This is a genomic window from Endozoicomonas sp. ALB032, from assembly GCF_049310125.1.
GTDB lineage: Bacteria > Pseudomonadota > Gammaproteobacteria > Pseudomonadales > Endozoicomonadaceae > Endozoicomonas_A.
On sequence record NZ_JBLYNW010000001.1, the window covers coordinates 6,413,155 to 6,438,093 of the forward strand.

The 24,939-nt window shown below is 48.1% G+C and carries 4 protein-coding genes; all 4 read left to right on the forward strand.

Annotation, left to right across the window (positions count from 1 at the left end):
• Positions 1–37 precede the first annotated feature (37 nt).
• Positions 38–6,934 carry a hypothetical protein gene (locus ACO6VG_RS23940; protein ID WP_422475956.1) on the forward strand — a complete coding sequence of 2,299 codons (6,897 nt, stop codon included), beginning with the start codon at positions 38–40 and terminating at the stop codon, positions 6,932–6,934.
• Between the two features lie 290 nt (positions 6,935–7,224).
• A complete protein-coding gene (locus ACO6VG_RS23945) occupies positions 7,225–13,461 on the forward strand; it encodes a hypothetical protein (RefSeq protein WP_422475958.1) in 6,237 nt (2,078 codons plus the stop codon).
• Positions 13,462–13,550: 89 nt separating this feature from the next.
• Complete coding sequence (locus ACO6VG_RS23950; protein WP_422134612.1) at positions 13,551–19,460, forward strand: hypothetical protein; 5,910 nt, start codon at positions 13,551–13,553, stop codon at positions 19,458–19,460.
• 88 nt (positions 19,461–19,548) lie between these two features.
• Positions 19,549–24,912, forward strand: coding sequence for a hypothetical protein (locus ACO6VG_RS23955; RefSeq protein WP_422475961.1), 5,364 nt, complete (start codon positions 19,549–19,551; stop codon positions 24,910–24,912).
• Positions 24,913–24,939 lie beyond the last annotated feature (27 nt).

The following is a 24,939-nucleotide window of genomic DNA, read 5'->3' on the forward strand; positions in this document are numbered from 1 at the left end:
TCACGGTAATACAAGTACCCTGCTCTGAGGTAGTAGAATGACAAATGTCCGCCACAATGCATTAAGCCTTGCAGTGACCGTTGCGATCGGTTCTTCCATCATCAGTACACAGGCACTGGCCGACCGCAGGCTGCAGATAAAATCTTTCGATATTCATGACAGTGGACATGCGGAGTTTACCCATAGTGAAGTCATCGTTCAGCCAACTTTAGGTGATGACCAGCAGCCAATACCCAAATCCTTCACAACCATCTACCCTGATGAGGCTCATGACAGGGCAAGCTACCGCGTTCATTCAGCAGGCTTTACAGAAATTCTTTCTGATGTTGATGGTGGCGCTTCCAGTGTTGATGTATTTGAAACCGACGAGAGTAATGTTGCTCAGAGGTACACAAAAGTACTGAAGGCAGGTGATGAGGGAGTCTTCAGGTTCACCCATAACCTTGCAGAAAAGCAAATGGTCATTGAAGTCAGAAAAGGAATGACCGATCAGGATTCTATCAGGGCTGTTCGCGCCCGGCCTGAAGGCACTGAATCACAATCATTACAACAGTTGACGAAAGTTGCCTGTCCCGAACAACTGGCTGCAATACTGAACGGTGCGAATAAAAGAGCAGGCAACCTCGGCGAAGTTGATGACTACGTTGCCCTTGCCACCATTAAAGTAGACAAAGTTGAAGTGAACGGGCGCACCTTCATGCGTCTTATCGCAGCGAGCGATCAGCCTCCTGAACTGCAAAGTCTGGGTCAATCGCTCTTTATCAATGATGAGGCTCTTTTTGCAGCAGCCACCTCTGCCTATGCTCAGGTCCATATCCAGGGAGAGAGTTTAAAACAGGAGGCGCTGAATAAACTCTTATCACATCAGAAGCCCATCGGATATGTTGTCTACGTTGAGGATGATACACAAGCCCGTCCTGTACCTGATGGTTATCCGAGAATGGAAGTGACACAGGCTCCGGGGGAGACGATTGTTTTTCATGGTCAGATACAGAATCCAGCCGACAGCGCTTTTGTGGAAGGCCTTTATAGTCTCTATGCAGGCGGTGACGCCGATTACCCCAACCTTGAATTAACCATACCGGTAAAAAAAGATAAGCTAAAAAGCTACCAGTACATCATTCAAAGCAGGCAAATGGCACTATTGCAGGAGTTAGCCGAACAGCAGGATGCTGAACCTGACCAGGATAAAATGGTTATGCTTGCGTATTATGAATCTCTGCAGCAGGCATTGACCAGCTCCACTCCGGATCAGGCAGAGGAATTCGAATTCGTGATAGGACACATCCGGAGTGCTTTGTCGGTCGCCACACCAACCTGGGTGCATGAGCAACTCATAAAACACTTCAGCTTCAAACCCATAATCAGAAATCTTCTGACTAACGAGCTGTTTATTCAGAAGATTCAGAAAACGACAATCATTTTAAGCAGTATCAACGGGGCGCAGGGCGCTGCTCTTGGGGACAACGAACAGTTTGCTTCCAAGGTCAAGAGCGACATCATCACACAGCTCATTGAGGTGTATAGCAAACTGGACAAGCTGCAGAGAAAAGAATTCGAACTCATCCGGGTTATAAACCATTTACAGATCACATCGAATAAAGCTATCACCAGCGAAAAGGAAAAAAAACTCAGAGCACTTCAACTCAAACAAGAGGCTGAGGATGAACTTTCAAAGGCTCTTAAAGAGCTGTTCAGACTGCAAGACCAGTCACGGAAACTGCAACAGGAAGTCGATCGAATTCCGGCGCTAAAACAACAATTTCGTGACGCCAGAGAAGAAGCCAGAAAAGCTTACAACACTGAACTGGCAAAGGATCTGGGTATTGATCACTGGGATGATACCCGGCCACCAGAAGAACAGGTCAGACTCATCCGACAGAAAATTCATGAAATGAACAAAGCGGTTGTCGAAACAGGACGGCTCAGGGTTGCGACTGCACAGGCAAAGCTAGCGACTACTGAACGTCAGTTCGTTCTGGCTTCCGATGAAAAAGATAACCAGGAAGTCCCTCAACAGCTCAAGAAACTGGAGACTCTGATCGGCGAACATCGTCTTCAGCAGAATAAAGAGCGGGAAGTGGAGCTGCAAAAACACAAAAACTATGTGCGAAGAGTTAGGTATAACATCGCTCAAATGCCAATGCTTAAAAAAGAGGTTCTTGAATCCGTAGATGCAGCCAGAAGGGATCACAACGCTCAACTGGCAGAATACCTTGGCATTGATAACTGGGATAACACCAGACCAATGGAAGAACAGGTCAGACTCATCAGAGACAAACTTCTTGAAATCAACAGCCTGGATGCCGGAACAGAACAGCCTCCGGTAGAAGCTATAAAAGAAAAGCTGGCGGCCATTGAAAAAAAGCTCGATATCACTCCATACAATGAAAACGATCTGGATTTCCGCTTTCAGTCTATTCAACAGTACCTGTATCAAGAGCTGGAACGGGCTAATCAGATAAGACTGAACCAACTGACCCACTATGAAGAAGAATTTGGCCTGGTCGTACATAATAAAAACGACCTGGAAGCCCGTTGCAAGGCCGTTCAACAACACCTTAAGAGTCATGAAGCTCAGATTGCTCTGAAACAGTTTCAAAAACAAGACATCAGAATGGATGCTAAACAAGAAGCTGAAATCAGATCCATCTATGCAACCATTGCCACCTATTTAAACATCCGGGATTTTGACAGTCATGAAGACATTGGCGTTCAACAAGGACGCCTAATTCAAAAGCTCAGGGAAATAAGTACGCATCAAGAAAGTCTTCGTCAACAACTCAAGGCAATGAGTCGTCAGATCGATATGGAAGATTCTTACACCAGGGCCAGAAAAGAAGCTCTGGCATTGGTTCTTGGTATTGACCTGAGCGAAAACCCCGGTCCTGATAACCGCGCCAGACTGGAATCAACGGTATATGACAAACTGTTCGAGCTTTCAAAGCTGGAACAGGAACTGGAAGACATCAGAACACCGGGCCACCCCATGACCGGGCCTGTAGTATTTGTGAAACTGACCAACGTGGAAAAAGCTCTGAAGATGGCTACCTGTCCTGGAGAGCACGATGAGTATCTCCGTCGCCAGCACATTTCCACGCACATGCAGAAATACATCACACAAGCCAGACAACGTTCAGAGGAAGAGGCCCTGAAAATACTGAAAACCCTGGAAGGATTACTGAAACTCGAAATCAATGAAGAGGACGACAAAGCAGCAAGACTTGACAGGGTCCTCACAAGACTTGACAGGGTTACTATACAGCGTGATGGCGAGGATATCTCGGAATACCTGCTCAATGAGATGGATAAGTTCCTCTGGAAAGATGAAAGTGCATCTCTGGAGACCCCAGAGGGGAGTGATATCAGACGCGACAGAATCCGTGCCCGTCTTGCCCTGATAGTCGAAGAATCGGATCAGCGAGCCAGGGAAAAACAGGCAGAATATCTTTTAGCTGTAGAACACGAGATGAATATTGACCCTCATAAAAACCCTGCAGCCATGGAAAAGCGCAAAGCTTTCATAGCTAAACTGGCCAGTGATCTGCAGGTTAGGTTTGAAGACGATGTCAGCCTTTCTGACCGGCAGCATACTCTAGGAGACATAATTCAGGAATTACGGGTTAAAGAAGCAGGCGAAATTTATGAAGATGAAGATCACAGGAGAGCGTGGAACAATAAAATTGCTCATCAACTCAACGTTGAAGATTATAAAGACGACGCCACTTTAGACGTCCAAAGCCGTCTGATTAAAACAAAACTCGAACAGCTGGATGAAGAAGTTTTCAAAGTGCCTCAGCCTGACGTTGCTGAGCGTATTGCAGCCATTGAGAATGCGCTTGACAGGCAAATGGCTCGGCTGGGACCCAAACCCCGATACGTTCTTGATCGTGAGCTAGCCATAGCCAGGCAGGCGGTAAAAGACGCTGAAGGTGAGCTGGAGATGACTAATCACAACCTGGATGCTATCCGTCACAAACAACCGTTATTTTTGCGCACAACTGACAATACCCCTGTTGCCATGGAAGAACACGAAAAGGTTTTCAATCAGGCAATAAAAAAAATTCAGATCAGGTTTGGTCTTACCACAGATGATGAGCAAACCCCTGAAGAGCGATTAGACGACATCAGACATTTCCTGCGCCGGAACTCTGCAGTAACAGAGGATGAAGCCCTTGAGAAACTGAGAGCTGCCACAAAAACTCTCAGCACCGCGAACATTGATTCTATGGAAGAAGCTCTTGATGAAATGGGAGCTGCCACGAAAGCTTTCCGGATCGCGACGTTTAGTGACCTCAATTTACTGGAAGCATCGGATTACTTTACTCGCATTGCAATCTATGCAATCACTCGTGGTCGTTACGAAACCGATAAAGTCGAGGGTGAACTGCCTTTAACCAGGAAAAAGTACAATCTGGTCACAAGATTTCTGCGTGAGCACGACAGAAAAAGTTTGGAACTGAGCAATGCAGTGGTCCAAGAGGACATTGCACAAATTAATCTGTATGTCAGAGAAGAGGAGATTCTTGAATCTGGAGAGATCGATGAAAAGACTAAAACCTTACATGAGCACGAAATAGCTCGGCTGAATTCAGAGCTTATGGATAAAAAAGCAGCTTTATCGGAAGCAGCAGACGCTCTCGGCATTCATCACCAATCGATTCTTGACGCCACTGAAGATGCCCTGGGTCTCAAACCAGAACCTGCTGATACCGATAAACAACGGGTTAACGCCCTGAGAAACCATAAGCTACTACTGGGCGGGGAAGATGGGACTGGCGGCAAGATCCGGCAACTGCTTCAGGAACAGGCTCGTCTGGAAGCTGAGGTTGAAACCAGACAAGCAAACCTTGAGAGAAGGAAGGAAGCCCTGCAGACTGCCCGGAAAGCCGTCGAAATGGACGATGGTCCCTTCCAGTACACGCCGATACAGGCGGAGGTTCGGGCCGCAATCGAAGACTTCGTGCAGCAGCACTCTCTCAAGAAACAAGCTCTTGAAGCGGCACTGGGTCTGGCACAATCAGCAGTAGAAAACGGTAAGGAAATACCCTGCCTTCCCCATTTCGATTTTGACGATGAATTTGCACCGATTCGCCTGCAGGCAATGGTTGGAGACGAACTGACGTCTGCTCAGGCCAGTCGGATTGTAGAAATCTTCAAAAACCTTAAAGCGAACTTCCCGCCCCTCCGGCCTGAAGAATATGACCCTATGACTGTCGTGGAAGAACTCCATTTTCTGGTGCTCATAGCCAGAGATGGGATGAAAACCGGTGCACAACAATACGACAACGAAATTCACACCATGGGCAAAACAGCCATTCACTTCGTCGAGCATCAACCAGGGGACCTGAAAAGCTTCTCGGATTACTTCGCTGCCCACTCTGCCAGTGGTAACAAGATCATGGCTCTGCTGCGTGAAGGTTTGATCAGCCAGGTTGAACTTGAGAACTACATGAAGGCCGTCAGAGGTGTCAATGGTTATCAGACAGTGGCTGAATTTGAACACTTCCTTGGCTACAAAAACGGTGTCAATCCTGACCTCAAAGCCCTTGTCCGGATGCTGTCCGACAAGGGTGCAGAGGAATTCATAAAGAGTGCTTTTACTCCTGTGACCGTCACCGCAACTGGCCCGGCAGGTATGAAAGAGTCGGTTGCCGGCATGAAAGAGTACTCAGCTGCGGTCGTCGCCAACTATGTTCTTGACGATATTGCCTTTGACAATGGCCGCAGGACGGCAGCGTTTCTGGCCAATATTAACGAAACCCTGACACCTTATGCCAATGTTGCCGGACTATCCGAATCAGAACTGATCAGGGCTATCCATGACACATTGATGCAGGCTCATGCCGCTATGGTTGAGCAGCAGCTACAGGATTACTGGCTGAAACCTTCCGCCTTTCTGGTACAAGCTGTCACCTGGTACTACTCCAGTTACAAACCTCTTCTGGTCGCTCATACCCACTGGCAGGCTGCCAAACTGTCCCTTGCAAACATGTCATTCCTCTATCTTCTGGATCTGACCAACAGAGGTGATTACCTGCATAGAATGCTCACACCTTTCCAGCACTGGTTGGAACGCTACGCTGTTGATCTTGACCGAACCGGCCAATATGCCTACCACAGCGGCATTGAACAAATCTCTGAAGTGGGCGGACTGGCCATGCCACTGGGCAAAGCCGCCTCATCGGTCATTCTGTTAAGAACCGGCTCTGCGCTGTTTGCCAGACAGTACAATGCCAACCCACAGAGCTATCGCAGCCTTTCCCGTCTGATGCCCGAAATAGTGAAATCCATGGGTTCCCGCCAGGGGGTTCAGGTTCCGTTGCTGCACAGGGTGACGCCACAAAAAGTAAAAACGCTGGCCTCAGCCACAGCCGGTCTCGTATTGGGTCCGGTAGCCACAGCCGGATCATACGCCCATGGCCTTTTATCCGGGTTTACTTACGCTCAAACTTTCGGATTCGCTCTGGCGTCGAGTCTCACTTTCGACTTCTTTATGAATGACAACAAGATGCTCACTCAATGGCTGGGTGGACCTTTGGGCCGCAGCCTGGACAAAATTAATCGCTGGATAGGCATGGGTGAAACGGACGGTGAATATGTGAAACGTACTGCTGTTGCTTTGCCTCAACGCTTGACCGAAACCGATGAAGCCTATGCGAACCGTATTAAAGCAGACGACACGATGTATGGCTGGACCCGACACGAAAATTACCTGCAGTTTCGTGAACGCCGGGATCGCACCATGAAGCTGTTCGAGAATAGCTGGGAGAAATACTTCAGGGAAAATGTGCCTAAATGGTCATTTTCCCACGCAGATAGTATTCCTTACTCTTATACCCTGGGTGCCCTTTTCGAGTCAGGGGCTGCAGCGCCTGAGCCCCCTTCCACAGCCGTGAAAACAGCATCAGCTGGTCTCAAGGTCAGGAAATGACACCTTCATAGCCAACCAAAAGAAATCAGCACAAAGAAATACAGACTGGATTGTTTCGGATCAAACTATCGAGTAAACCCTGTCAGAAAGTATGGAGGTATTCCTTCCCTGAAAAAACCAATCAATTCTACCAAGCAGCTTACCAGATTTGCCACTGTGAACTAGATTCTCTCAACGGCTTATCGAAACAGCGATGAGCGACTGACCATAAGCGATTAGAAAAGGTTTCCCCGCTCCGGGTGTGCGTCACCTTTCACGGCGATAAAAGTACTCAGCTCTGAGGTAGTAGAATGGCAAATACTCGCCCCAATGCATTAAGCTTTGCAGTGGCCGTTGCAATCAGCTCTTCCATCATGGCCACAGACGCAATGGCCGAGCGCAAACTGCAGACAAAATCCGCTGATATTCTGAACAAAGGACATACAGAGTATACCCGGAGCGAAGTCATAGTTAAGCAAACTTTGGACAATGACCAGCAGCCAATACCCAAATCCTGCACAACCACCTACCCTGATCAGACTCAGGTCAGAGCAGACTACGAACTGCCTTCTGAAGGCTTCACAGACACTCTGTCTGGCATTGGCGGCGCTTCCAGTGTTGATCTGTTTGAAACAGACGAGAAGGACGTTGCTCAGAAATACACCAAAGTTCTCAAGATAGGTAATGAGGGGATATTCAGGTTCACCCATAACCTGGCAGAAAAGGCACTGGTCATTGAAGTCAGAAACGGAATGACCGATCAGGATTCAATTGCAGCAGTTCGAAATCAAGTAGGCGACCTCCAGTCATTAGAACCCTTAACGAAAGTTGCCAGCCCCGAACAACTGACCAGAGTGCTGAAAGGTGCACACGAAAGAGCGGGACAACTTGGCGAAATGGATAACTATGTTGCCCTTGCCACTATTGAAGTAGATGAAGTGAATGTGAAAGGGCGTACTTTCATGCGTCTTATCGCTGCCAACGATCAGCCTCCTGATTTAGTGCGCCTGGGTCAATCGCTCTTTGTCAATGATGAAGTGCTTTTCGCAGCAGCTACCTCTGCCTATACCCAGGTTCATGTAATGGAGGAAGATTTACAACAGGAAGCCCTGAACGATCTATTGCACTGTCATCAACCCGTTGGCTATGTTGTCCACGTCGAGGATGATGCACAAGCTTATCCTGTGCCTGTAGGCTACCCAAGACTGGAAGTGACTGAGACTCCGGGAGAAGTTATTGTTTTCCGTGGTCAGAAGCAAAACCCGGCCGATGTCGCTTTTGTGGAGGGGCTCTATAACATGTGGGCGGAAGAGGCCCGTAATCCCCCCTCTGCAGCAAAAACACAAATCAAAAAAGATAAGGTCAAAGGCTACCAGCACACCATCCGAAGCAGGCAGATGGCACTGCTGGAGAATTTGGCTGTAGAGCTACATACTGAAGAAGATAGCCAAGCGACGCTTCAATACGAAGAGGATCTGTGGACACTGATACACTATGAATATCTTGAGCAGGCATTGACCAGTGCAACTTCAGATGGAGCAGATGAATTTGAACTCACAGTAGAACAGATCGAAGACGCTTTCCCGGTCCTCACATCGACCTGGGTGCTTAATCGGCTCGAAAAACGCTTCAGCTTCAAACCTGCACTTAGAAATCTTCTGACTAACCCACTCTTTATTCAGACTATTCAGGAAGAGATAGTGGATGACAGTTATCTTAATCAGCTGCAGGACGATACTCTTGAGGTCATAGAAAAGCTTACTTCCAAACCCATAAGCGACATATCCAGACAGATGAATGAGATGGATGATAAGCAGGTATTCTTGCTAATAAAAGAACTCAGTCTCAGGCATCTTAGAAAAGAGATAAATCTCGAAACGCAGAAAGACACTATCAGTGAAAGAGGGAGACTCAGAGCAGATCAACTCAAACAACAAATTAACAAGGAGCTTATACAACTTCGTCAGGAGCGGGCACAAGAGAAAGAATTGATGCAGAAGCTTGAACAGGAAGTCGAATGTAATCCAGAGCAGTCAATAAAAACTCATGGCGCCAGAATAAGAGCCAGAATAGCTCGCAGTGCTCAAATGGCAAAAGAACTTGGTATCGATAACTGGGATGATACCAAGCCAAACGAAGAACAACTCAGGATCATTGCAAAAGAAATTGGTAAAATCAATCGATTGGTTGTCGCAATATTTACCGCAACAGGTCAGTCTGATGACAAAACTGTAAAAGCAAAACCGGCGGTCACTGAACGTGAGCGAGGTGTTGATTCGGTCAAAGAATTCAGTCTGGGTTACCTTCAGTACATTCAACAGCTGCTGCGACAAAACAGAGAAGTCACCGATGAACAAGTCCGGAAAAGACTGGCTATCGTTGAAAGTAAACAACAGAGCACCACTGCGAAACTTCAGCGGGAAGCACAGAAAAGCTGGTTACAGAAAGACTGGTTACGGAAACTTCAGCAGGAAGCAGAACAAGTTCCAGCGCTGGCACAACAAGTCCATGATGCCAGAACAGGTTCCATAAAGGTTCGCAATGCTCAAATGGCAGCAGAGCTTGGTATTGACAACTGGGATGATGCCCAGCCAGTCGAAGAACAAGCCAGACTCATCAGAAATAAAATTGTTGAACTCAAGCAATGGGTAGCAGCAACAGAGCAGCCTGATAAAGAAGCTGCAAACGTAAAACCGACGGCCATTACAGGCAAGCGAGATATTATTTCCGTTAATGAAGACGATCCGGTTATCCTTCAGTCCATTCAACAACACCTGCAACAAAAAGAAGAACGAACCGACCGGGAATTCCAGAATAGTCTGAGCGACATTGAACGTCGGCTCGGTCTGGTCCCGGATAGTGAAAAGACCCTGGAATTTCGTTGCCGGGCTGTTCGTGAACACATCAGGATGCAGGACGCTCAGACCGAAATAGAGCTGGCAAAACGGAAAAAATCGATACGGAGCCTTCAGAAGGAGATTGAACGAGCTCAAGTTGAGAGAAAAGAAGAACGAACCGATCAGGAAATCCAGGATAGTCTGAGTGGCATTGAACGTCAGCTCGGTCTGGTCCCGGATAGTGAAAAGAACCTGAAATTTCGTTGCCGGGCTGTTCGTGAACACATCAGGATGCAGGACGCTCGGACCGAATTAGAGCTGAAAAAACGGGAAAACTCGATACTGCGCCTTGAGATTGAGATTGAACGAGCTCAAATTGTGAGAAAAGAAGTTCGTGAAGTCATAGCCGCCGCCAGACAGGATTACAACACTCGAATGACAGCGGTGCCTGGTATTGTCGCAACAGGACAGCCCGAAGAAGAAGCTTTCAAAGAAAAACTTGCGGCCATAGAAAAAGCCCTGGAGTTGGATCACCTGGATCGCGAGGACGATGTCTATTACCGCCGTAACGCCATTTCTGAAGAAATTCACACATACATTGCAGAAGCCGGGAAGAATGCAGAGAAGGAGGCTCTTGAAATACTGGAAACAGTAGAAGAAATATTCAAACTCGAAGTCAACCAGGATGATCACAAAACAACGAGGCTTGAGAGGGTTCGCAGAAAGCTAAAAAGCGGTGATGTCTCAGAATCCATGCTGAATGAGATAGACGCTGATATCTGGAAAATTGAAAGCTCACTTGGATACCAAATCGCAAAAAAAATTCAGATACTTCAAAAATTTATTACCTTTCATGTCGAAACCCCGGATGTCGATTGGCAGGTCACAAAGCAACAGAGAAAGATGCTTGAAGCTGTAGAAGACGAGCTGAACATCGACACCAGTGAAAACCCTTCTGCGAAAGAAAGAGGCAAGGGTTTTGCCGCTGAACTGGCATTGGATCTGGAAGTAGAATTTGAAAAAGGCGCCAGTCTGAATGACCAGAAGTATGCTCTGAGTAACAAAATTCAAGCATTAAGGGAAAAAGTAAACGACCATTATGACACTGAAGAGCTCACCAGAGATGCAAACAATGAAATGGCTCGGCAACTTAACATTGAGGGCTATAAGAACGATGCCCCTTTGGAGGATCAGATCAGTCTTATTGAAAAAACACTTCAGGAGCTGGATGAAGAAGTTGACATAGTGGGTCGGCCTAAAATTTATGACCGTATCGCAGCCATTGAAAATGAACTTGACAGGCAAATGGCTTGCCTGGGTAAAACCCAATACGTTCCTGATCATGGCTTAGCCACAGCCAGACGAGTAGTAAAAGAAACTGAAAGTGAGCTGGCAGATGTTCATCACAAACTCAATACCCTTCCTGACAATGAAGACGACACGGCTCTCTATCAGGTAATGAACGGTGACATTGATGAGAAGAGTAAAACCTTATATGAGTACGAAATAGCCCGTCAGGCAGGTGAGATTGAATCCGGAAAAGCAGATATTGAGGGAATGGAGGAAGCGCTGAAGGCCGACGAGAAAGCCGCCGAAAATGATGGCTGTCCCTTCCGGTACAGTCCCTTCCAGTACACGCCAGGTCAGGCAGAAGCTCTGGAAGCTCTCCACAAATTCAGTCGGCAGCACCCTCTCAAAAAACAAGCGCTGGAAGCCGCATTGAGTCTGGAACAATCAGCATTAGCAAGAGGTAAGCCAATCCCCTGCCTGTCGGGTTTCATGTTGTACGATGAATTTGCACCGATTCGCTTGTACGCAATGTTCGGATACGATCTGAATCAGGCTCGTCGTATTGCGGAAGTCTTCAAGAGTCTGAAGACAACCTTGTTGGAATACCCTCACGATTCTTTGTTCGCAAATCAACTTCAACTTCTGAATACCCTGAAAGAAATTCAGACTCTGACGCAGAAGGTCACCAATGAGATGGGAAAAGGGTCCCAACAATACGACGACGTAATTCACGCCTTAGGCTCAACGGTTACTCACTTCGTTGAGCATTCAGCAGAGGACCAGAAAAGCATCTCGGAGTACTTCTCAACCGACACCGCCAGTGGCAAAAAGATGATAAGTCTGCTGCGTGAAGGACTGATCAGCAAGATTGAATTAGAGAATTATATCAAAGCCGCCAGAGGTGTTGATGGTTATCAGACAGTGGCTGAATTTGAACATTTCCTTGGTTATAAACACGGCGTTGAAGCAAGAGAATTCCGGAAGACTATCCGGATGCTGCCCGACAAGGATGCTGAAGAACTTATACAAAGTGTCTTTACTCCTGTGGTTGTGGCTGCAACGGGCCCGACAGGTATAAAAGAGTCAGTTGCCGGCGTAACAGATTACACTGCAGCTGTTATCGCCAACTATGTTCTTGACGATATTGCTTTTGAAAATGGCCGAAAGACGGCAGCATTCCTGACCTATGTTCAGGATACCCTGACACCTTATGCCAATGCTGCCGACCTGTCTGAATCAGACCTGATCAAGGTTGTCCATGACACATTGATGCAGGCTCATGCCGCTGCGGTTGAGCAGCAGCTAAAGGATTACTGGATCAAACCTTCAGCCTCCCTGGCGCAGGTTGTCACATGGTACTACTCCAGCTATAAACCCTTACTGGTTGCCAATACTGCCTGGCAGGCTGTCGGGCTGTCACTCTCAAACATGTCGTACCTTTATCTTCTGGATCTGACCAACAGGGGAGATTACCTGCACCGGATGCTGACACCTTTTCAAAACTGGATAGAAGGCTACGGTATTGATCCTGACCGGACCGGCCAATCTGCCTACCACAATGGAATTGAACAAATCTCTGAAGTAGGCGGACTGGCCATGCCATTGGGCAAGGCCGCTTCCTCAGTCATTCTGCTGAGAACCAGCTCCATGCTGTTTGCCAGACAGTACAACGCCAATCCTCATAGCTATCGCAGCATTAACCGCCTGGTGCCTGAAATGCTGAAATCCATGGATTCCGGAGGGATACAGGTACCACTGTTGCACCGGGTAACACCACAAAAAGTGAAAACTCTGGCCTCTGCCACCGCCGGTCTGGTGTTGGGTCCGGTAGCCACTGTCGGATCATACGCCCACGGCCTTATATCTGGATTTACCTATGCCCAGACATTCGGTTTCGCTCTGGTAACCAGTCTCACTTACGACTTTTTTATGAACGACAACAAGATGCTCACCCAATGGCTGGCTGGCCCCCTGGGACGTAGTCTTGACAAAATTAATCGCTGGCAAGGCGTGGGTGAAACAGACGATGAATATGTGAAAAGGACCGCTGTCGTTTCACCTCAGGGCTTCAGTGAATCCGATGAAGAGTATGCAACCCGTGTTAAAGCAAGCAACAATATGTTGGGCTGGACGCGACACGAAAATTATCTGCAATTCCGTGAACGCCGTGATCGCACCATGAAGATGTTCGAGAACAGCTGGGAGAAATACTTCAGGGAATATGTGCCTAAATGGTCATTCTCCCATGCAGAAAGTTTTCCTTACTTCTACACTCTTGGAGCCTTGTACGAATGGCAACGGGGCGATAATCAGAAGTTGGCACCGGATGCAACCTTTTCTTCTCAGCCCACAAAGACCTCAAAGAGCCTGAAGCAAATCAAGGCAATTGACACAAGGCAATTGACATCCATTAGCGACTGAGAGCAATGAGCGTTTGTAACTTGCTCCCTCGCCTGGTGTGGCAATCATTTTTCGCGCTAATAAAAAGTACTCACCTCTGAGGTAGCAGAATGACAAATGCTCATCACAATGCGTTAAGCCTTGCAGTGGCCGTTGCAATCAGCTCGTCTCTCGTTGGTCCACAGGTACTGGCCGATCGCAGGCTGCTGACAAAATCTGTCGATGTTACGGGTAATGGTCATGTGGAGTTTACCCAGAGTGAGGTTATTGTTCTGCCAACTATAGGTCATGACGAACAGCCAATACCCAAATCTTTTACCACCATCTATCCTTATCAGCCTCAGGAAAGTGAAGACTATGTCCATCCCTGCTTAAGCTTAACAACAGTTCTTTCTGGCATTGGTAGTGGCGTCTACAGTGTTGATCAGTTTGAAACAGACGAGAATAATGTTGCTCAGAAATACACCAAAGTCCTGGAGGTAGGTGATGAAGGAGTCTTCAGGTTCACCCATAACCTTGAAGGAAGGAAGCTGGTCATTGAAGTCAGAGCCGGAATGACCGATCAGGGTTCAGTCAAGGCTGTTCGTGATCAATTGGGCGGCCTGCGATCATTAGAACCGTTAACGAAAATCGCCAGCCCCATACAGCTGGCTCTTTTACTGGAAGGTGTCGACGACAGAGAAGGAAGCCTCGGCACCAGTGATCACTATGTTGCCCTTGCCACCATCGAAGTAGAAAAAGTTGAAGTAAATGGGCGTACCTTCATGCGTCTTATCGCTTCGGGCGACCGCCCCCCTGAACTGCAAAGTATGGGTCAATCACTCTTTGTCAACGACGATGTTCTCCTGACAGCAGCCGCTTCTGCCTATATCCAGGTTCATATCCTGGGAGAGAACTTACAACAGCAGGCTCTTAATGAACTATTAGCACACAACAAACCCGTCGGCTATGTTGTACACGTCGAGGAAGACACACAGGCTTATCCTGTGCCTGAGAATTATCCAATACTGGAAGTGACTGAGGCCACGGGAGACACTATTGTTTTCCGTGGTCAGAAGCAGAACCCGGCCGATGTCACTTTTGTGAAAGCTCTCTCTGACATCTGGAAGAGAGAATTTAATAACAATGCCCCCCCTCCTGAAGCAACAGCGCAGGTTAAAAAAGACAGGATCGAAAGCTACCGGTACATCATTCGGAGCAAGCAGATGGCTCTCCTTGAGGAGCTGGCTGCACAGCACAATTACGGACCTGACAATGCCGGACAAACGACGTTTGAATACGATGGTAAGCTGTCGATGCTTGCATACTATGAATATCTTCAGCAGGCTTTGACCTCTGCTACTTTGGACGGAGCAGATGAATTTGAATTGACAATACCCCACCTCAGATTCGCTTCGTCGTTTATCACGCCAACCTGGATCCATCTTCAACTCGCAGAATACTTCGGCTTCAAACCCGTACTTAGAAATCTCCTGACTAACCGGCATTTTGTTCAGAATCTTCACCAGGTTATACCCATTGTCACCAAAACGTTTAGCGATACTTTTAGCAAAGACAAAAGCTTTACTTCCAAAGTCGTTGCTGACCTTACCGGGAAGCTGCTTGAGATAGAAAGCCTGCGGGAAAAGCTACAGCATAAAGAGGCCGAACTCACCGGGATAAGCAGATCATCAGATCGCGCAACCGCAGCTGCGATCAAAGCCCGCTATGCAACCATTGCCTCATATTTAAACATTCAGGATTTTGATAGCAATGATGATATCAATAATCAGGAAAAACATTTGCTTCAGAAAATTAAGGCATTGGATGATCAAAAAAAACAACTGATTCGTGAACAGGAAAGTCTTTTTCAGAAGCCTCAGACGGTGGATGTTGAACTTAATACAGAGAATGCTCACGCCAGGGCCAAAAAAGGTGCTCTGGCAGCAGTTCTTGGTATTGAGCCAGGTGACGGCAGCATACCAGAAGACGATGTCCTGGAAAAAATGGTATACACCAGGCTCTTCAGGCTTGCAGAGCTGGAAGAAGAACTGGCTGACATCAAAACACCCGGCCACCCCAAAATCAGGCCTGAAGTAATTAAGACTCTGAATGCCGTACTAAAAGTTCTGCGGCAAAGTCAAAATAATCGGAACGAAGACCTGTACCAACAACGCTGGTACATTTCTGATCACATGCGGGCATTCATCAGAGACGCCAGAGAGTATGCAGAGTTTGTAGCATATAGGATACTGGAAGACGTAGAAGCAGAACTCAGTATCAACCTCAATGAAGAGGATAACAAAACAACAAGACTCACCCGGATTCTTAAAATACTTAACAACGCTGATCTTTCAGATAACACACTGACTGAGATACTGGGTGAGTTAGATGGCACCCTCTGGGCCTATGAAAGCAGGGCTCTGGATTGGGATGATCTCATACGCATCAAGCTTCATGCTTACCTTCATCATAAATTCGAAGACTCCGACCCGGATAACCCGACCGGAAAACAACAGCTCGATCTGCTGAAAGAAGTAGAAACAATACTCCGCATCCCATGGGAAGAAGAGAAAGACCTGGCAGCAAGACTTGCCTGGGTTCGAACAGTCATTGACGACGACTATATCTACAAAGATATTCTGCAAGAAATAGCAGATACTCTCTGGCAAGAAGACAGCATAGATCTGAGCGAGAGGGACCTGAAACTCAAGAAGTTTAGTGCGATTCTTACCTATAAAACCAAAGATTCGTGCCTGGATAAGCAAGCCAGAGATCAACAGGCAAGTATGCTTGATGCTATAGAGTTCAAGCTGAGTATCAATCCTCATGAAAACCTTGCTGCCAAAGAAAGAGGCAAGGCTTTCACTACTAAACTGGCCAGTGATCTGAAGGTAGCATTTGCAGAGGATGACAACCTGCCTGCCCGGAAGGATGCTCTGAGAGGCAAAATTCAGGCATTAATGGATGAGCTACATGAAGCCTGCGACGATGAAGCTGTCAGAAGAGCCAGAAACAATGAAGTGGCTCATCAACTCAACATTGAGGATTATAAAGAAGATGCCACTATCGACGACCAGAACAGTCTGATTGAAACAACACTCCAACAGCTTGATGAAGACGTTTTCAATGCCGATCAGCCCGACATTATTGAGCGCATTGCAGACATTGAGAATGAACTTGACAGGCAAATGGCTCGCCTGGGTCCCAAACCCCGATTCGTTCTTGATCGTGAGCTAGCCACTGCCAGGGAAGAGCTGAAAGAAGCTGAAATTGGGCTGACGGGTCTTTATAAGCAACTGAATATGCTTCGTGGCAAACCTGTGGCATTTGCGGGGAACCGTGCTGACCTCCAGCCTACCTCGGAGGATGACAACAGGGTCCTCAATCAGGCGATTAAGGGTCTGGACGAAAGCGATATCACCGAGGGAACACAGGGTGAACTGCCTCTGGCAAGGAAAAATTATAATCAGGTCACAGAATTCCTGCGTGAGCATGACAGGAAAAGTAAAGATGTAGCCAATGTAAAACAAGACCCGGAGCATGAGGCGCTTCTTGAAGCCGCTGAAGAAGCCATGGGTCTGACACCAGACTCCTCTGACACCTGTCAAGACCGGGTTGATGCCCTGAGAAACAGGCAGCTAAAACTGGGCGGGAATGATGGTACTGGCGGCAAGATTGGGCAACTGGTTCAGGAAAGAGACCATCTGGAAGCTCAGATTGAAACCAGGAAAGCTGACATTGAGTCAATGAAGAAAGCCCTGAAGACGGCAGAGACAGCCGTCGAAAATGACGGCGGTCCCTTCCAGTACACGCCGGAACAGGCAAGAGTACGGGCCTTCATAGACGACTTCACGCAGCATAACGCTCTCAAACAACAAGCTCTGGAAGCCGCGCTGGGTTTGGCAGAACTGGCAGTGAAGAGCGGTAATGAAATCTTCTGGATTACGACTTTCGATTTTGACGATGAAATGGCACCCATTCATTTGCAGATGCTGATTGGCGACAATCTGTCTTTTAATCAGGCCAGTCGGATTCTGGAAGTCTTCAAGAGCCTGAAGACGAGCTTCCCGGAACCCCCTTTCTGGTCTGAAGAAGACCGGCCTCTGAATATCGTAGAACAAATCCACGCACTTGTTTACGTGGTCAGGAATCAGTTGGGAAAAGGGGCCCAAGAGTACGACGACGAAGTGCATGGCATGGGCCAAAGAGCCATTCACTACGTCGAGCACATACCAGGTGACCTGAAAGACTTTTCGCAATACATGGCTGCCCATTCCGCCAATTGTAACAAGATCATAACTCTGCTGCGTGAAGGTCTGATCAGCAAGGTTGAACTTGAAAACTACGTAAAGGCCGTCAGAAGTGCCGATATGGGGGCCGCCAGAGGTTTTCAGAGAGTGGCTGAGTTTGAATTCTTCCTTTACTACAGACACCGTGTCAATTTGCCTCGGTTCAACAGCATTGTCCATATGCTGTCCGACAAGGGTGCAGAGGAATTCATGCAAAGCGTCTTGACCCCTGTGACCGTGACCAGGACTGGCCCGACGGGCATTAAAGAGTCTGTTGACGGCATGAAAGAGTATGCCGCTGCTGTCATCGCCAACTATGTTCTTGACGATATTGCCTTTGACAATGGCCGCAGAACGGCAGCCTTTCTGACCAATGTTCAGGATACCCTGACTCCTTATGCCAATGCTGCCGGACTCTCTGAAACCGAATTGATCAAGGCTATCCATGGCACATTGAAGGAGGCTCATGCCGCAGCGGTTGAGTATCAGCTCAACAAGTACTGGGGCAAACCTTCAGCCTTTCTGGTACAGGCCGTCACCTGGTACTACTCCAGCTTCAAACCTCTGCTGGTGACCCATACCACAGTGCAGGCTGCCGAGCAGTCTCTCTTGAACATGTCATTCCTCTATCTTCTGGATCTGACCAACCGGGGTGATTATCTGCACCGGATGCTCATACCTTTCCAGCACTGGCTGGAACGCGTCGGTGTTGATTCTGACCGAACCGTGCAATATGCCTACCACAGCGGAATTGAAAAAGTTTCTGAAGTGGGCGGGCTGGCCATGCCATTGGGTAAGGCCGCTTCTTCAGTCATTCTGCTGAGAACCGGCTCCATGCTCTTTGCCAGACAGTACAACGCTAACCCGCAAATGTATCGCAGCATTTCCCGTCTGTTGCCAGAAATGGTCAAATCCATGAGTTCCGGACAAAGGATTCAGTTGCCGCAGCTGCACAGGGTGACACCACAAGCAGTGAAAACTCTGACCTCAACAGCCGGCCTGGTGCTCGGCCCGGCAGCCACCTTGGGAATGCAAGCCCACGGCCTTTTATCCAGGTTTACCCATGCCCAAACATTCGAAATAATCAAATCCATGATTACCGAACCAGGGATTCAGGTGCCACTGCTGCCCAGGGTGACACCACAAAAAGTGAAAACTCTGGCCTCTGCCACAGCGGGACTGGTGCTGGGCCCGGTAGCCACGGTCGGAGCATACGCCTATGGCCTTATATCCGGATTCACTTATGGCCAGACCTTCGGATTCGCTCTGGCGTCGAGTCTCACTTTCGACTTTTTTATGAACGACAACAAAATGCTCACTCAATGGCTGGGTGGCCCTCTGGGTCGAAGTCTTGACAGGATTAATCGCTGGCTGAGCGTGGGTGAAACGGACGATGAATATATAAAAAGGTCGGCTATTGCCTCACCTCAGCGCTTCAATGAAAACGATGAAGCCTACGCAAAACGAGTTAAAGCAAACAACGCCTTGTATGGCTGGACTCGACACGAAAACTATCTGCAGTTCCGTGAACGCCGGGATCGCACCATGAAACTATTCGAGAATGGCTGGGAGAAATACTTCAGAGAAAATGTACCTAAATGGTCGTTTTCCCATGCAGAAAGTATTCCTTACTCCTACACTCTGGGAGCCTTCTATGAGTTGCGACAGGGCGATGATCCAAAAATTCAGGGTCATGATAAGAGCAATGCCCCCCAATCAAAATCTCTATCTGTAACCATGAGCCACTGAAGGCTATGGGTCATTAAAAGCTGCTTCCCTGTCCGGCGTAGCCATCACTTTTTCAGGGTAATAAAGTACTCTGCTCTGAGGTAGTAGAATGACAAGAGTCCGCCCCAATGCCTTGAGCCTGACAGTGGCCGCTGCAATCAGCTCTTCCATCTCTGTCACGGACGCACTGGCCGATCGCAGGCTGCAGATAAAATCTATCGATATTCCGGGCAATGAACAGGTGGAGTTCGTCCAGAGCGAGGTCATCGTTAAGCCAACTTTAGGTCATGACCAGCAGCCATTACCCAAATCCTTTACAACCACCTACCCTGATCAGACTCAGATCAGAAGGGGCTATAAGGTTCCTTCCGAAGGCTTCACAGATGTTCTCTCAGGTATCAGCGGTGGCGTTTCCAGCGTTGACCTGTTTACAACAGACAACAACAACGCTGCTCAGAAATACACCAAAGTCCTGAAGGTCGGTGATGAAGGGGTCTTCAGGTTCACCCATAACCTTGCAGAAGAGAAACTGGTCATTGAGGTAAGGGAGGGAATGACTCATCAGGATTCAATTACGGCTGTTCGTGCTCAATCAGATGACCTCCCATCATTGGAACCGTTAACAAAAATCGCCAGCCCCTCACACCTGGCCGGAGTGCTCAAGGGTGCGTACGAAAGAGCAGGCAACCTTGGCGAGGCTGATCACTATGTTGACCTGGTCACCATTGATGTGGACGAATTTGAAGTGAACGGGCGCACCTTCATGCGTCTTATCGCTGCAGGCGATCAACCTCCGGAACTGCAGCGCCTGGGGCAGTCGATCTTTGTCAATGATGAGGTTCTTTTAGCTGCAGCCACCTCTGCCTATATCCAGGTTCATATTCTTGGGGAACATTTACAGCAGGATATTCTGGAGGATTTGCTGTCATACCAGCAGCCCGTCGGCTATGTTGTCCACGCTGAGGACAACACACAGGTATACTCTGTGCCTGAGGGTTATCTGAAACTGGAGGTGACTGAAGCTACGGCGGACAGGATTGTTTTCCGTGGTCAGAAGCAAAATCCGGCCGATGTCGCTTTTGTGGAATGTCTCTATAACCTATTTGAACAATCTGACGCTAATGACAATGACAAGATTGCACGGGTTAAAAAAGACAAGGTCAAAAGCTACCAGTACGTCATTCGAAGTACGCAGATGGCGCTGCTGGAGGAGTTTGCTGACAATTTAGCTGTACAACAGGATGCTGAAGTGGACCAGGATAAACTTGCGATACTTGCATACTATGAATCTATACAGCAGGTATTAACCATTGTTAGTCAGGATGCAACCGATGAATTCGAATTGACAGCAGGACAGATCGTAGTCACGACATCGGTCATCACGCCGGGCTGGATGCTGGTTCAACTCGAAAAAATCTTCAGCTTTAAACCCCTACTCAGAGACCTCCTGAACAGTCGGCATTTTTTTCTCAATGTTCAAAGAGGTACAGACATTCTCAACGAACTGCTGATGAGGGGCTTTGCCCTTGTCGAAGACACAAACTTAGTTAAAAAAGTCATTGCTAACATGGTCCGTAAGGACCTTGAGTTGGACAACACGCAGGCAGAGCTGCAGGCAAAAATCAAAGCCCACTATGCAACCATTGCCGCACATTTAAACATTCAGAATTTTGATAGCAATGCAGATGTTGATGCTCAGCAAGAAAGCCTGCTTGAAGAAATCAATACATTGAATGCTCAAAAGCAACGCCTGCTTCAGGAAGTTCAGACAATGCACGATCAAGAGTTTGCTGAGGATTCTTACACCAGGGTCAAAACCAGCGCTCTCACTACGGTCCTTGGCACTGAGCTGAGCGAATACAGCCCACCAGGCACACCCGATGACACTGCCCTGGAAGCAATGTTATATACCAAACACTTCAGGCTCAAGGCACTGGAAGAAGCACTGGAAGACATCAGAACACCAGGCCACCCCAAAGCCTGGCCTGAAGTACTTGAGAAGCTGAGTGCCTTAGAAAAAGTCCTTCACCGGGGTGACCCTGATCAAGACGACGATGTGTATCTCCGTCGCCAGGACATTTCTAAAGGCATACAGGAATACATCAGAAATACCAGACGGCTGGCTGAGAAAAGGGCCCGGGACATACTGGAAGTCGTAGAAAAAGAACTCAACCTCAAAGTCAGCGAAGAGGATGACAAAGCAACAAGACTCAACAGAGTTTTTATAGTACTTAACAGTGATCTTCTCTCAGATGAGATACTGGATGAGATAGAGAATGGGATAAGTGACATCTCGTGGGCCTGGGGGTGGGTCTATAAACTCGAAGCCCCTGACCCGAATAAGCAAGCCACTGAACAACAGACCGACCGGCTGGAAGCCTCAGAAAAAACACTCAACATCAAATTCAATAAAGAGAATGACAAAGCAGCAAGACTTGCCCGGGTTTATACAACACTTGACGGCGATGATAGCTATGAAAATACCCTGGATCAGATACATCAAACCCTCTGTAAAGAAGACAGCACAATTCTGGACGAGAGCAGTCTCAAACTCACCAAGATTCGCGCGATTCTCAACTATAAAATCGACGATTCGTACCTGGATATGCAAATCAGAAAACAACAGACAGGTTTGCTTGGAGCTATAGAGAACGAGCTGAGCATCTACCCTGATGACAACGATGCGGCTAAAGAAAGAGGCAAGGCTTTCACTGTTAAACTGGCCAAAGAGCTTGATGTCGCCTTTGATCAGGATGACGACCTGTCTGATCAGAAGGCTACCCTGAGAACCAAAATTCAGGAATTAATCGAAAAAGTAGCGGCACTCTATGATGATGAAGCTGCCAGAAGAGCCTGGAACAATGAAATAGCTCATCAACTCAACATCCGGGATTATAAAGAAGACGCCACTATCGACGACCAGAACCGTCTGATTGGAAAAAAACTCCAAAAGCTGGATAAAGAAGTTTTCAATGTCGGTCAGCCTGACGCTAATGAGCGTATTGCAGCCATCGAGAATGAGCTTGACCGGCAAATGGCTCGCCTGGGGCCCAGGCCCCGATACGTTCTTGATCGTGAGGTGGCTCAGGCCAGACAGGCAATACAAAAAGCTGAAAGTGAGCTCAAGACTGCTAATCAAAGACTGAATGCTATTAGTAACAAACAAGTGGCAGCGGATCTTGATGCCACTGAAGAAGCTGAGGGGCTTACACCTGACTCTACTCAGACCTGTGAAGACCGGATTAATGCCCTGAGAAACAGACAGGTACAACTGGGCGGACATGATGGAACTGGCGGCAAGATCCAGCAACTGAATCGGGAAAGGGTCCAACTGACAGCTGAGATAGCAAACAGGAAAGTCGACATTGAAAGAATGAAGGAAGTCCTGAAGACTGCAGAGAAAGCCGTCGAAAATGACGGCGGCCCCTTCCAGTACACGCCGAAGCAGGTAAAACTTCTGAGCGATATGCAAAACTACATGAAACATCACTCTGTCAATAAACAAGCTCTGGAAGCTGCAATAGGTCTGACAGAATTAGCCCTGGAAAACGGTAAGGCAAGCCCCTCGCTTGTGGATTTCGATTTTGACAATGAATTTGCACCGATTCGCCTGAGGGCAATGGTCGGAGACGGCCTGACGTTTGCCCGGGCCAGTCGGATAGTGAAAGTCTTCAAGAGCCTGATGACGAACTGCGCGCACCTGTCTCCCGGGCGAATAAAATTAATGCCTATGATTGCCCTGGCAGAAGTTCAGCTGCTGGTGAACTGGGTCAGGGGTGAGCTGCAAACCGGGGCTCAACAATACGACGAAGCCATTCACAGCATGGGCAAAACAGCCATTCACTTCGTCGAGTATGAGACAGAGGACCTGAAAAGCTTCTCGGAATACTTCGCCAGCCATTCTGCCACTGGTAACAAGATCATAACTCTGCTGCGTCAAGGATTGATCAGCAAGGTTGAACTTGAGAACTACATGAAGGCCGTCAGAGACGTCGATGGTCATCAGACAGTGGCTGACTTTGAACACTTTCTTGGCTACAAACACGGGGTCAATGTGCCTGACTTCAAAGCCGATGTCCGGATGCTGTCCGAGAAGGGTGTTGAGGAATTCATGCAAAGTGCCTTTACGCCCGTGACCGTCACTGCGTCTGGCCCGGCAGGTATGAAAGAATCTGTTGACGGCATGAAAGAGTACGCTGCCGCTGTCATCGCCAACTATGTTCTTGACGATATTGCCTTTGACAATGGCCACAGGACGGCAGCCTTCCTGACCCATCTCCAGGATACCCTGACGCCTTATGCCAATGCTGTCGGCCTGTCTGAATCAGACCTGATCAAGGCTATCCATAACACATTAATGCAGGCTCATATCGCAGCGGTTGAGCAGCAGCTCAATGATCACTGGGTCAAACCTTCAGCCTTCCTGGTACAGGCTGTCACCTGGTACTACTCCAGTTACAAACCCCTGCTGGCGACCCACAGCGCCTGGCAGGCTGCCGATCTGTCCCTGTCAAACATGGCGTTTCTCTATCTTCTGGATCTGACCAACCGGGGTGATTACCTGCACAGAATACTCACACCTTTCCGGCACTGGCTGGAAAACTGCGGTGATGATCCTGACAGAACCGGGCAATATACCTACCACACTGGCATTGAACAAATCTCTGAAGTGGGCGGGCTGACCATGCCATTGGGCAAGGCCGCTTCTGCAGTCATTCTACTCAGAACCGGCTCCATGTTGTTTGCCAGACAGTACCACGCCAATCCTCAGATGTATCGCAGCATTTCCCGCCTGGTGCCCGAAATAGTGAAATCCATGGGTTCCGGGCAGGGGGTTCAGGTACCGCTGCTGCACAGGGTAACACCACAAAAAGTGAAAACTCTGGCCTCGGCCACAGCCGGTCTGGTGCTGGGTCCGGTAGCCACTGTCGGAGCATACGCTCATGGTCTTATATCAGGGTTTACCTACGCTCAAACCTTCGGATTCGCTCTGGCATCCAGCCTCACTTTCGACTTTTTCATGAACGACAACAAACTGCTTACTCAGTGGTTGGGTGGGCCTCTGGGTCGCAGTCTTGACAAGATTAATCGCTGGATTGGTGTGGGTGAAACGCAAGATGAATATGTGAAACGTACAACTGTTGCCACACCTCAACGCTTCAGTGAAAACGATGAAGACTACTCAAGCCGTGTTAAAGCAAACAACACGATGTATGGCTGGACTCGACACGAACATTATCTGCAGTTCCGTGAACGCCGGGATCGCACTATGAAACTGTTTGAGAATGGCTGGGAGAAATACTTCAGGGAAAATGTACCGAAATGGTCGTTTTCCCACGCAAAAAGTATTCCTTACTCCTACACTCTGGGTGCCTTTTATAAGTTGCAACAGGGCGATAATCAGAAAGTTCACGGTCCTGATAAGAGCAATGCCCCTCAATCAGGATTTCAATCTGCAACCATGACCCACTGACAGCCATAAGTAATTAAAAGCTGCTTC

Excerpts from the sequence above, each read along its gene's own strand:
- ACO6VG_RS23940 (WP_422475956.1), top strand. The coding sequence starts at position 38 with ATGACAAATGTCCGCCACAATGCATTAAGCCTTGCAGTGACCGTTGCG.
- ACO6VG_RS23945 (WP_422475958.1), top strand. The coding sequence starts at position 7,225 with ATGGCAAATACTCGCCCCAATGCATTAAGCTTTGCAGTGGCCGTTGCA.
- ACO6VG_RS23950 (WP_422134612.1), top strand. The coding sequence starts at position 13,551 with ATGACAAATGCTCATCACAATGCGTTAAGCCTTGCAGTGGCCGTTGCA.
- ACO6VG_RS23955 (WP_422475961.1), top strand. The coding sequence starts at position 19,549 with ATGACAAGAGTCCGCCCCAATGCCTTGAGCCTGACAGTGGCCGCTGCA.